Origin of the sequence: Oceanobacillus oncorhynchi (assembly GCF_000821065.1) — a bacterium.
In the GTDB taxonomy this organism is placed as follows: domain Bacteria; phylum Bacillota; class Bacilli; order Bacillales; family Amphibacillaceae; genus Oceanobacillus; species Oceanobacillus oncorhynchi.
Window position 1 is genome coordinate 2,676,024 of the sequence record NZ_CDGG01000001.1, and the last position, 12,598, is coordinate 2,688,621.

General features: G+C 39.4%; 11 protein-coding genes and 1 pseudogene. 11 read left to right on the plus strand and 1 reads right to left on the minus strand.

Features of this window, described 5'->3' with window-relative positions; all coding sequences use genetic code 11:
* The first annotated feature begins 282 nt into the window (after positions 1 to 282).
* From BN997_RS12800 to BN997_RS12835, 8 genes are all read left to right on the plus strand, one after another.
* Positions 283 to 1,176 carry a sulfurtransferase gene (locus tag BN997_RS12800; protein WP_042532768.1) on the plus strand — a complete coding sequence of 298 codons (894 nt, stop codon included), beginning with the start codon at positions 283 to 285 and terminating at the stop codon, positions 1,174 to 1,176.
* Positions 1,177 to 1,513: 337 nt separating this feature from the next.
* On the plus strand, positions 1,514 to 2,230 hold the full coding sequence (locus BN997_RS12805) for an FAD-dependent oxidoreductase (protein ID WP_042532769.1): 717 nt from the start codon (positions 1,514 to 1,516) through the stop codon (positions 2,228 to 2,230).
* A gap of 257 nt (positions 2,231 to 2,487) precedes the next feature.
* Complete coding sequence (locus BN997_RS12810; RefSeq protein ID WP_042532770.1) at positions 2,488 to 2,697, plus strand: gamma-type small acid-soluble spore protein; 210 nt, start codon at positions 2,488 to 2,490, stop codon at positions 2,695 to 2,697.
* A 561-nt stretch (positions 2,698 to 3,258) separates the two neighbouring features.
* Entirely contained in the window at positions 3,259 to 6,009 is a 2,751-nt protein-coding gene (gene ppc, locus BN997_RS12815) for a phosphoenolpyruvate carboxylase (protein WP_042532771.1), read from the plus strand.
* Between the two features lie 266 nt (positions 6,010 to 6,275).
* Positions 6,276 to 7,328 carry a Delta(5) desaturase DesA gene (locus tag BN997_RS12820; RefSeq protein ID WP_042532773.1) on the plus strand — a complete coding sequence of 351 codons (1,053 nt, stop codon included), beginning with the start codon at positions 6,276 to 6,278 and terminating at the stop codon, positions 7,326 to 7,328.
* A 102-nt stretch (positions 7,329 to 7,430) separates the two neighbouring features.
* Positions 7,431 to 8,555 carry a sensor histidine kinase gene (locus tag BN997_RS12825; protein WP_042532775.1) on the plus strand — a complete coding sequence of 375 codons (1,125 nt, stop codon included), beginning with the start codon at positions 7,431 to 7,433 and terminating at the stop codon, positions 8,553 to 8,555.
* 2 nt (positions 8,556 to 8,557) lie between these two features.
* Complete coding sequence (locus BN997_RS12830; RefSeq protein ID WP_042532777.1) at positions 8,558 to 9,157, plus strand: response regulator transcription factor; 600 nt, start codon at positions 8,558 to 8,560, stop codon at positions 9,155 to 9,157.
* Positions 9,158 to 9,442: 285 nt separating this feature from the next.
* On the plus strand, positions 9,443 to 10,984 hold the full coding sequence (locus tag BN997_RS12835; RefSeq protein WP_139089200.1) for a glutathione ABC transporter substrate-binding protein: 1,542 nt from the start codon (positions 9,443 to 9,445) through the stop codon (positions 10,982 to 10,984).
* Between the two features lie 49 nt (positions 10,985 to 11,033).
* On the opposite strand, the gene BN997_RS12840 is transcribed toward BN997_RS12835, so the two are convergent.
* Positions 11,034 to 11,360, minus strand: coding sequence for a four-helix bundle copper-binding protein (locus BN997_RS12840; protein ID WP_042532781.1), 327 nt, complete (start codon positions 11,358 to 11,360; stop codon positions 11,034 to 11,036).
* Between the two features lie 578 nt (positions 11,361 to 11,938).
* Here BN997_RS12840 and BN997_RS23845 point away from each other — a divergent pair.
* The 3 genes and pseudogenes from BN997_RS23845 to BN997_RS12850 all read left to right on the plus strand — a co-directional run bounded on the left by BN997_RS23845 (position 11,939) and on the right by BN997_RS12850 (position 12,487).
* A complete protein-coding gene (locus tag BN997_RS23845; protein WP_084613032.1) occupies positions 11,939 to 12,004 on the plus strand; it encodes a twin-arginine translocation signal domain-containing protein in 66 nt (21 codons plus the stop codon).
* Between the two features lie 21 nt (positions 12,005 to 12,025).
* Positions 12,026 to 12,247: pseudogene (locus BN997_RS12845) on the plus strand (GMC oxidoreductase); the annotation flags it as partial.
* Positions 12,248 to 12,298: 51 nt separating this feature from the next.
* Complete coding sequence (locus BN997_RS12850) at positions 12,299 to 12,487, plus strand: twin-arginine translocase TatA/TatE family subunit (RefSeq protein ID WP_042532785.1); 189 nt, start codon at positions 12,299 to 12,301, stop codon at positions 12,485 to 12,487.
* Positions 12,488 to 12,598: the final 111 nt, after the last annotated feature.

A 12,598-nucleotide genomic window follows, 5' to 3' on the forward strand; every position in this document is an offset into this window, starting at 1 on the left:
TCATAGAATATGGAGGTATTTCGTGAAGTATTTGTGAAATAATGAACATGATGAATAGAAAGTGTGACAAATTTAAATCAATAAAGTAAAAAGGGGTTGTATGTATAAGCTGCCTTCGTATAATGCTTCGTCCAAACGACTAAAAGGAGATGAATTGGAAAAGGAATGGCATCATAAATTTTGAATCTGTTATTTTGCAAAAACCATCCTCCCATGTTATTATACGTTTAAATATAAGTAAATTTATAAGAATTATATAATTAAAGTGAAGGAGTGCATATAATGAGTCATGTTCCATTCATTGTAACAACAGACTGGCTTGCGGAAAGATTGGATGATTCAAAACTGAGATTAGTAGATGCAACGACTTTTTTAAAATTGCCGGCAAGCGGTTATTATGATATTTGGTCAGGGAAAGAGGCGTATGAAAAAGGGCATATTCCAGGTGCTGTTTTTGCCGATTTATTAGAAGATTTATCCGATACGGATGCGGAGTATGCTTTTACCCTTCCGCCAAGAAAGGAGTTTATTAAAAAAATCACTGAATTAGGAGTCGGCGATGAAGACACGTATGTGGTCGTTTATGACCAAGGTGCGCAAGTAGATAGTCCTGTTGTGGCTTCGGATTGGGCATCCCGCTTGGCTTGGCAGCTGCGCTATGAGGGCTTGGAAAATGTCGCGGTGCTTGATGGCGGCTTTCCAAAGTGGAAAAAAGAAGGCAGACCGGTAACCACAGAGTCAGGCTCATATCCAAAAGCAAGCTTTAGCGGCGGGCGAAAACCCGAGCTGTTTGTTAACAAGGAAGAGGTAAAACAAGCGATAGATGATGACAATGTTATTATTATCAACAGCTTAAATGAAGCTGCTCATAAAGGCGAAGTGAATACGTATGGCCGTCCAGGACATATTCCAGGAAGTGTAAACGTCTTTTTCGGAGATCATTCTGACTCCGAAACATTGGAGCTTTACGATGATGAGATAATCCGGGAAACGTTTGAGAAAGCAGGAGCCCTTGATCCGGATAAGAAGGTGATTACCTATTGCGGCAGCGGGATTGCAGCAACTTGGAATTCAACGCTGTTAAACAAGCTTGGTCAGCATAATGTTGCCGTGTATGATGGCTCTCTGACGGAATGGGCAAGTGATCCTGACCTTCCGCTGGAAACAGATAAGTAAATAATGGAGAAAGATCGAAGCGCCCCTGCATAGAAGCTGCAGCAGAGGCGCTTTTTTAAGGTGATTTAATAAAGTTATCATTTCCTATTTAAAAAAATTGATATGCTTGGTTGATCTATATATTATCATTCGTTCTTCTTGTTTTGGCTAGTGACAATGATCAACACGGTTAAAGATGTAATAAAAGAAGCTGTAGCCATTATAAGTGTCATATTGATACCCCTCCTATAATAAAATCCCAAGTGCTTTCCAAAATAATCAACCCGTTTAATTGAGAATTATTATCATTTGTAGTATATTAGATACTAAAGGCAAATATAATGGAGGAGAATATATTATGCAAATATACTGGACGAAAATAAATAAAATTATTGATGAAACACCTGAGGTTAAAACATATATGCTTGACTGCCCGGAAGGTTTTACGTGGGAAGAAGGTTCCCACACCCACTTCGCACTGGAAGGGTTTAATGCCGGAGAGAAACCGAACCGCAGTCTGATTCGCCACATGTCGATTACTACATTACCGCATGAAAATTCCATCGGCATCACAACACGTATTAAAGAGCAATGTTCTGAGTTTAAAACGATTTTAAGAAATATGGAAGTCGGTCAAGAGGTTGCTATATTTAAAACGCATTCGAATGTACCGCTTAAAAGAGAAGATAAAAATGTTTACTTGCTGTCGGCAGGTGTCGGTTTGGCAACCTTCAGGCCGCTTGTACTGGATTATCTCGAACGTGCTGATAACGTTAATCAAATTCATTCTCTGAACATCGATTCAACAAAGGATTTCTTATTCACGCCTATTTTTGAATCCGCACCTGATAAAAAATTCACGTCGCAGTTTGTTGATAATCGGAAAGACTACTATGAAGAAGTGAAAAACCTTGCAGCTGATAAAGAGGGCCTCTTCTATGTTGTCGGCAGTGACGAATTTCTTCAGCAGAATATTGACGTGCTTTTAGAGCAGGGAATCAAGCCGGAGCAGATTATGCTTGATAAACATAAACAACAGCTGCCAGCGTTTTTAACACTGAATGTATCCATGTAAGCAAGTCACTTCTAGTTGGTAAATAAAAAAGAGCGGCCGTTTTCAGCCGTTTCGCTGAGCTAATAAATGAATTGGTTTATTACGAAGGAAAGTGTATCCTGATGTATCGCCCACTGTTTTTACACATCCTTCGAAGAATACAGAAGATAGAAAAGTTAAACCCATACTCGCCAGTTTTTATAAACGACAGGAGAAAATTTCGGCTAAAAACCCCTCTAATGGACAAAATAAAATGAAACAAAGCAGGAGGGGTATAAATGCAGAAAAATCAGGATAAGAAATTTACAGCGGCTGGGACAAATATTGAAGCCGTAAAAAAGGCAAACCAAAACTCAGGTATGTCTTATAATGAAGTCAAAGAATTCCTAGCTAAAACAACGGGAGGTCACGGGACAGAAATATACAGTGATACCAATTTGGAAGAAGTAAGCGTGCAGAATCAGCAATCTCCTAAAAACAGTAAATAACAAGGAAGCATCTGCTTTTTAGCAGGTGCTTTTCAGTTTCTTCTGCTATAATATAAATCAATGAAAATCAAGTAAAATAGCAACATCTTATTCTTTGTTTTAAAAAGATAAAGGAGGGTATCTTCAAGGTTTATCTCTCAAATGTTTGATATTTTCATAAAAAGGGAAAAGAGGTATTAATTCATCTCGCTGCTTCACCACAAATATAAAGAAAAATCAGAAATAATGTATGTGAAAATAATCGTTTAAGGATATATTCATTTGTCTTTTTCTCGATGAGAGCGGTGAAAAGGTTAACTGTTTAAAATGGAAAATAAACACTTTTGCATCATGAATTTATCACGGAGAACCTTCCGTATAACTCCCTCCTCAAAATAAAAAGAGAATAAATTTATTTAGGCGGGAGTTCAGGTGAGCTAATTCCCTGAATCGCTCAGGCTAATTCAGTGGGAGAATGTAGGAAACAGACTTCATTCTCCCACTGAATGAAGTTTCGTTTTATCATTTTTTTCAAAAAAATGATATGATAATTCTACGGTAATTGGAACAGGAGGAAACAACATGAGAGAAACAATCGATAAAAATGCCTCATTGCGAAATGATGTCAATATGCTTGGAAACATATTAGGAGAAGTTTTGAAGTTACATGGAGGTACAGCATTATTTGATAAGGTAGAATCGATTCGGGAAATGACGAAAAGTATCCGAAATGAGTATGATGAAGATACATATCAAACGTTAAAAAGAGAAATCAGCAATTTAAAACCGCCTTTACGTCAGCAGGTCATCCGTGCTTTTTCTATCTATTTTCATTTGATTAATATTGCGGAGCAAAATCACCGGATCAGGCGCAAACGCCAGTATCTGCTGGATGAGGAAAGCAGCCAGTCTTTTTCTATTGAAAAAGCCGTATCCAAAGTGAAAGAAAGCAACCTTACCAATAAAGGAATTCAAGAGATACTTAATGAATTATCCATTGAACTGGTTATGACAGCACACCCGACAGAGGCAACGAAGCGGACGGTGCTGGAAATACAGAAGCGCATATCGGCGCATTTACGGACATTGGACAATCCGCAGACTTCACAAAGAGAGAAGGCGGATGTGGAAGAAAGTCTGTTTAATGAAATCACTGCTTTATGGCACACCAATGAGCTGAGGCAAAGGAAGCCGGGAGTATTGGATGAAGTAAAAAATGGACTTTATTATTTTGACCAGACATTATTTGAAACCTTACCCGATGTCTTTCAAGAAATGGAAACACAGCTGCAGAAACAAATTCCAGAGGGAAATTGGGAAGTACCAAATTTCATTCATTTTGGTTCCTGGATTGGAGGAGACAGGGATGGCAATCCGAATGTAACTCCAGTAATCACTTGGCAGACATTGGAGATGCAGAGGGAATTGATTTTGAAAAAATACGAAGCTTCTATCGTTGAGCTGATGAGACGATTTAGCCAATCAAGTCAACGAATATCTATTAATCAGCAATTTATTGATAGAATGGAAAAAGAAGAGACCAGCTATTTAAATGAGAACGATAAATGGCCAATCAAGTCAGAAGTATATCGACGTAAATTTGCCATTATTCTAAAACGTTTGCGTGAAACAGGGAAAACGTCACAGGGTTATGATTCTCCAGAAGAACTGGTTCATGACCTTAAAGAAATCAAAGAAAGTGCCGAAGCACATTTGCCAAAGACGAAAAAGCTGAAAACGATTCGAAAGGTCATCCGGCAAGTAGAGATGTTTGGTTTTCACTTAGCCACATTGGATGTACGAAATCATAGTGGAGAGCATGAAACGGCTGTTCATGAGATTTTAACGGCTGTTCATGTTACAGATGACTATGCTGCGCTTGGTGAAGAAGAGAAACAAAAAGTATTGTGTGAGGTTTTGAATGATCCGAGACCTCTGCTGCTTTTCGATGGCGGTTATTCTAAAGAAACACAGGATATTTTGAAAGTCTTCAAAACGATAAAAAATGCACATGAGGAATTTGGAAAACGAGCAATTGAAGTCTATTTAATCAGCATGTCAGAATCGCCGAGCGATCTCTTGGAAGTGTTGGTACTTGCTAAAGAAACCGGGATTTATCGTCTTTATCCAGATGGAACGGCGGAAAGTGATCTTGATGTCGCTCCATTACTGGAAACAATCGATGATTTGATTGCAGGTCCGGATATTATGAAGACATTGTTTGAAACAGAGGTATATCAGAAACAATTAAAAGCACGCGGGCAACATCAGGAAATTATGCTTGGCTATTCAGATGGAAGCAAAGACGGCGGTACGTTAAGCGCTAACTGGAACCTGTTTAAAGCACAGGAGGAAATCCATAATATAGCAAGACAATACCAAATCCGTCTGAAATTCTTCCATGGCCGCGGGGGTTCGCTTGGCCGTGGAGGCGGTTCATTGAGTACCAGCATCCTTTCCCAGCCTGCGGAGACTCTAGAAGATGGTGTGAAAATTACGGAGCAGGGAGAAGTGCTTTCTTCCAGATATCTTCTTGAAGATATTGCTTACCGAAATTTAGAGCAGGCAGCCTCTGCTTTATTTACAAGGTCCGCCAAGGTTTCAAATACACCGGATCAAGAAGAACTGCGTCAAAAAGAATGGGAAATCACAATGGAATCTATTTCCCAAAAATCATTGAAAAAATATCAATCGCTGGTGTTTGGCGACCCGGATTTTCTAGCGTTTTTTAATCAGGCAACTCCTTTGACGGAATTGGGTGCTTTAAATATTGGATCGCGGCCGATGAGCAGGAAGAACAGCCAGCGTTTTGAAGACTTACGGGCTATTCCATGGGTATTTGCGTGGACACAATCCAGGTACATGCTGCCTGCATGGTATGCAGCGGGCACAGGTCTGCAATCTTTCATTGAGGAAGATGCGAGTCATTTAGAAGCTTTACGAGCAATGTATAAAGAATGGCCTTTCTTCAAAGTGACGATTAATAATTTACAAATGGCATTGATGAAAGCAGATATGAAAACTGCTGAAGAATATCTGGAATTAGTTGAGGATTCGGAGACTGCAAAACGGATATATGAAGATATTGCAGATGAATATGAACGTACAAAAAAGGCGCTGCTGGACATTTCCGGCAATGAGGAACTGCTAAGCCACACGCCAAATATTCAAGGTTCTGTTCATCTTCGTAATCCATATGTCGATCCGCTTAATTTCCTGCAGGTGGATTTAATCCATAAATTAAGAGAAACAGCTAATCCTCCTGAAGATCTGGTGACCGAGGTGTTACTGACAATCAATGGGGTAGCTGCAGGATTAGTGAATACAGGCTGATGAAAGAACGGAAATAATTTTAAAATGAAAAAGCCAATTGGTTACCCGTTTTATAACCAATTGGCTTTTTCCTGTGGGATGTGTGGTTTAAATCATGGAGAATCGTTATTCAACCTTCTGTTAAGTGAAGTATAATCCATAACAGGGGAACATCATCCAGAAAATATGACAAGTGTCATATCAAATTACTGACAACTGTATCTAACATTTCATTGCTCGATTCCTTATACTGAAATCATAGTAAGTTTATAAGGGCGGGGATACCAATGAGCAAACAAAAGCAAGCACAGCTTAGAAAAGACGTTATGCCATTCGCAACATCTAAAACGAAAACGAGTATTGTTCAACTATTGAATACGATACCTCCATTTTTTATCCTGTGGATTTTAGCTTATCAAAGTTTAGCTGTTTCCATTTGGTTAAGTTTGTTATGCAGCATTGCTGCGGCGGGCTTCATGGTCCGAACGTTTATTATCTTTCATGATTGCGCGCATCAATCTTTTTTCAAAAAACCGAAATTAAATCGACTGCTTGGCACCATTACCGGCGTAATTACTCATTTTCCCTTTGAAAAGTGGAAAAGAGAACATGCGATTCATCATGCGACAAGCGGCAACTTAGATCAGCGAGGCACCGGTGATATCTGGATTATGACTGTAGAGGAATATGAAAAGGCAACAAAATGGGAGAGACTGCAATATCGCTTATATCGCAATCCAATTATTTTGTTTGGTTTAGGACCATTTTCGCTATTTCTCTATAGTAATCGGATTAATCGTAAAGATGCGAAAAAAAAGGAACGAAAGAATACCTATATTATTAATATCTCATTAATTGTGATTTACTGTCTTATAGGCTTTCTGCTTGGCTGGCAGGCGCTTGTATTCGTGCAGCTGCCGATTGCTTATATTGCAGGTTTCTTAGGAATCTGGTTATTCTATGTTCAGCATCAGTTCGAGGATTCTTATTTTGAGAATGAGTCAGAATGGGATTATGTGAAAGCAGCGGTAGATGGCAGCTCCTACTATAAGCTGCCGAAATGGTTAGAATGGATGACGGGAAGTATTGGTTATCACCATGTGCACCATTTAGCACCCAAAGTCCCTAATTACCATTTGGAGCAAGCACACCGCGAAACGCCGCCATTACACAATGCGACTATCATTACGTTAAAAACGAGTTTGAAATCAATCAAATTCCGTCTCTATGATGAAGAACAGAAAACATTTATCAGCTTCCGCGAAATGAAGCATCGTTTAAATCAATCAAAAAATCAAAGGATAACGACAGCAAAGTCAACTTCTACGATTCGCTCATAACTGGCTTGGCTGCACACCCCCTGCACGTTTTAGGGGGTTCTTTATCGTTCACGAGATATATTTGGTATAATAACGTCAAGCGAGAAAATAGGGGGACAAATCGTGCGTCAATGGTATTATATTTTTCCAAGAAACACAGGATTAAGCATATATATTTGGGTTATTTTTTGTGTGTTGCCGTTTTACTTTATTTTTCGCTCTACTTCGATTTGGGAGATCGGTGTTGGCGTATTGTTAACATTACTTTTCTTTGCGATTTACTGGTTTACCTTTAACTCCCTTGAACCGTTTATGTATATCGGGTTAACGATGGAATTTATTATTAATACGGTGATGACAATTCTATATGGATACGTTTATTTTGCTTTATTTACTGCATTTTTTGTTGGGAATGTTCGTGGCAAAGCAGGGTTTATCACGATGTATGTGATACACATGGTCGTGATTATAGGTTCCATCACGGCAGGATTTTTCTTTAATTATTCCCTGTTTCTAAATCAGCTGCCATTCTTGATTATGACCATATTAGGAGTTATTCTGATACCTATTAATCGTTATAATCGTTTGAAACAGGAGGAGCTGGAGGAACAATTGGAAGATGCTAACCGCAAAATTGCTGAACTTGCAATTGTAGAAGAGCGGCATCGAATAGCCCGTGATTTACATGATACCTTAGGTCAGAAATTATCGATGATCGGTCTGAAAAGTGAACTTGTGGGGAAACTGCTGGAGAAAGACCCTGCAAAAGCGAAAAAAGAGCTGCAGGATGTGCAGAATACAGCCAGACATGCATTAAAAGAAGTGCGGGAAATGGTGTCGGATATGAAAAATGTTCGCTTGGAAGAAGAGCTTGCGCATGTCGAACAATTAATGGAAGTCGCACAAATCAAGCATGAAATTATAATTAAAGTAGATCAATCATCGTTGCCAATGTTAATGGAAACAGTATTAAGTATGTGCTTGAAAGAAGCAGTAACGAATGTCGTAAAGCATAGTCAGGCAGATCACTGTTCCGTGGAATTTTCAGAAACAGAAAAGGAAATAAGACTGCAGGTAGAGGACGATGGGATAGGGAAGAATAGTGTTCCTGAATTTGGAAATGGCCTTCAAGGGATGAGAGAGCGTTTATCCTTTATCAACGGGACATTAGCTATCACTGCACATTCGAAAGGGTTTAAAGTAGATATGACGGTGCCAAAGATATTAAGGCAAATGGAGGAGGTTTGAATTTGATTCGGATTGTAATTGCAGAAGATCAACAGTTATTGTTAGGAGCTTTAGGCGCGCTCCTGGATTTAGAAGAAGATATGACCGTGGTAGGAAAAGCAGGTAATGGGGAAGAACTGTTGGCATTAGTCAAGCAAGAGTGCCCTGATATCTGCTTAATGGATATTGAGATGCCAGTTATGACAGGTCTGGATGCTGCAGAGTATCTAAGGGAGGATTCCTGCAAAATTATTATTCTGACCACCTTTGCAAGACCCGGCTACTTTGAACGGGCTAGAAAGGCAGAAGTCGATGGTTACTTATTAAAAGATAGCCCCAGCGAGGATTTGGCCGACTCCATTCGTCAGATTATGAAGGGGAAGCGTTTGTATTCCTCCGAATTGATCGATCTTGCCTTTGCAGAAGAAAACCCCTTAACCAAACGGGAAATAGAGGTCCTGCAGCTGTTAACACAGGGGGGAACAACCAAGGCGATTGCAAAAGAATTACATTTATCCAATGGAACCGTTCGAAACTATATTTCAATTATCTTGGATAAACTAGAGGTGGATAACCGGATAGAAGCCATAGCGAGAGTGAAAGAAAAAGGCTGGTTAAGTTAGTGCTGTAAGGACATTACTTTCGGTTTGAAGAACGTTGGTATTTTTGAATTGCCAAGATTTTTGTTAAAACACGACTACTTTTACCGCAATCTAATTCAACAGTTTCTTATTATCACTTTGGAGCAGCAGATTTACTTCTTCTCACTTTTTTAAAAATAGTATATACTTATTCTCAACTGAAAGAATTGTATTCTTATCAGAATGAAGGAGATTCTACATAGAAAATGAGGGGGAGTAAATTTGAAGAAGATAATTGGATGGACGATACTGTTTTCCTTGTTAGTTATGATGGCAGCATGTGCAGATGACAGCGGTCCAGAAGATGAAACAGAAGCACCTGCCGAAGAAACGGCGGAAGAAACACAGCTGAAGGCAGGCTTAGCGTCAGAACCTGTATCGCTTGATCCGCATGCAGCAAATGATGGTAATTCGTTATATGTAATGAATACCTTGTATGATACATTGGTAGAACAGAATACAGACTTGGAAATACAGCCTGCACTGGCGGAAAGCCTGGAACAAATCGAGGATACGGTCTGGGAGGCGAAGCTGCGGGAAGACGTTACTTTCCACGATGGTTCTCCTTTTAATGCGGAAGTGGTAAAAGCAAATTTAGACCGTGTACGTGATACGGAAATAGGTTCTCCGCTTGGCTTTCTCTTTGACATGATTGAAAACGTTAAAGTGATCGACGAATACACGGTTCAAATTGAAACAGCATATCCGTTTTCCGCATTACCTGCCCATTTAGCACATCCAGGCGGGCATATGATCAGCCTGGAGGCGATTGAAGCAGATAATGAAGCAATTGCAAATGGAGAAGAACCTTTTTCTGTTGTAAATGAAAATCCGATAGGAACAGGTTATTTTAAATTTGAGGAACGTGCTGTCAGCGGGGAAATAACCGTAGTAAAGAACGAAGACTATTGGGGAGAGCAAGCTGGAATGGACTCTATTGCATTCCATTTTGTTCCGGAGGATTTAACTCGCATTGCGGAGCTTCAGACTGAGGACTCTGATTTTATTTATCCGGTAAATGCCAATAATGTGGAGGAAGTCGACAATAATGATGGCACACATGTGATGCAGTCTGATAGTGCCAGTATGACGTATCTAGGCTTTAACGTAGAGCGTGAGCCGTTTGATGATGAAAGAGTCCGTCAAGCGATTGCGATGACCTTAGATAAGGATGAAATTATTAATGGCGTTTTGAACGGAGTTGCTTTACCGGCAAAAGGGCCTCTTGCACCGACTGTATTTGGATATGATGAAAATATAGAGCCTATTGACAGAGATGTGGAAGAAGCCCAGTCTCTGATGGAGGATGCCGGCTATGCAGATGGCTTAGAGGTAACCCTGATGGCTTATGATACAAATACAGGCGATATCGCACAAGTCATCCAATCGCAGCTGAATGAAATCGGAATAGACGTGGACATTCAAATGACAGAAACAGCTACTTATTTAGAAGATACTGCAAACGGAAGCGTTGACATGTTTTTAGGAAGCTGGGGAACGGTAACGCTGGATGCGGATTACGGTTTATACCCCATGTTTCATTCTGATAATGCTGGTGCGCCGGGGAATCGTTCCTTCTATGCAAATGAAGAAGTGGACGGGTTGCTGGAAGATGCCAGACAAGAGGGCGATGAAGCAGAAAGGCTATCTCTCTATGCAGATGCACAGCAAATGATTGTAGATGAGGCGCCGATCGTGCCGATTTATCATTCTGTTCTTTTATCCGGCTTGCGTGATGAAGTAAATGGATACTATCAATTTCCAAGCAGCTTCCCATTCTTTAGAGATGTCACAATTGAAGCAGAATAATTAATAAAGAAGCAGTTCTATAAAAGGAGCTGCTTCTTTATTTATGCGTTTAAGCACTCTTTTTACATGCCTCTGCACATTGGAAGCAGGCATCCGCACATTTCTGACAATGCGCATGGCTATGTTTTTTACATTCATCTCCGCATGCTTCACAAATGTTAGCACAAACCGAAGCAAGTTCCTTGGCAAAAGGCGTATCTCTGCATAGAGCTTGTGCCAGATAGGAACAAATTTCGGCGCACTCTCTATCCAAACGGATGCATTCGGCCATCATTTTAATATCTTCTTCTTTTAGACATGCATCGTAGCAATGATTACATGCAACAATACAGTTTTGCAGTGCGTCAATGAGCTGCTGATGTTGTTGATGGGACATGAATAATCTCCTCCAAAGTGTATGTTTTTAGCTTGCAAGTTATAACATTCCCGAGAAGGCAGTGATTCATTCTTTTTCTGTTGGAGTTTATCGCAAACAATTGCCTGTAAGAATAGAATGCTAAGGTGTTCATAAAAACATCAGTTATATATAAGACAATTTATTCATATACATACTGGTAACATGACTTAAGGGAAGTATAGTCTATAAAAATAAATGGTATACCTAAGAAGTGCTTAAACAAAGTACTTCGAAATTAATGTAAGGGTATATAATTAACTCGGGATGAACCTTCGTACTAACCTTATTAATTTAGCAGTTTTTTCATTTTTAGTAGATAGACAACAGGCATGTTCTTCTGTTTTCCATAGGTAACCTAGAATTTTTAGGTTCTTCACAGATGTTTGTTTTCTAGTTATGATGACCACATATTATATATAATAGCAGTCTTTTTACATAAGCTTGAAAGGAGGAGCTTCGAAAATATATTTTACATGTGTGATTGTAAATAAGGGGGGAGTCACATTTCAGAGAATAAGGATGACAAACAGGGGAAGGTAAGTGAAAACCAGCAATAAGTGGATGTATCTCGACGTCAATTTATTAAAACAGCAGGAATGACAACGGGTGGGATTGTTGGCTAAGTACTCCTTTTTCAGCATAATAGTGGCGGAGCAATTATGGGAGATGACCCGGAAACATCCTTTGTGAATAGCTATTTACAAATGTGGAATATGGATAATTTATTTGTATGTGGATCGAGCGCTTTTCCACACTTTGGAGTAACCAATCCTACCACCACAGCTGCAGCTTTAACCTATCGTGCAACAGAAGGAACGATTGATTTTCTAAAAAATGGCGGGCAGCTTGTGGAAGCGAAAAATTAAAAGAAAAAGGTTTAATGTAAAAAATCCATTAAGAGCTGGAGGCGATTTTTAATGGGGTTAGCAAACATAGGAATTCCTGGATTAATCCTTATTGTTGTTCTGGCATTAATCATTTTTGGACCGAAAAAATTACCGGAGATTGGTAAAGCGGCTGGAGAAACATTAAGAGAATTTAAGAGCACGGCGAATGATATTATGGAGGATAAGTCCGAGAATGTAGAGCAAAAAGATAAATCGTGATTACAAAAAAGAGGCTGGGACAAAACCCAGTAAAAACAGAAAAAGTGACTTTCTACTAAGGCAAGTAGGAAGTCACTTTTTTAATTGGATAAAAAAAATGAAATAAATGTA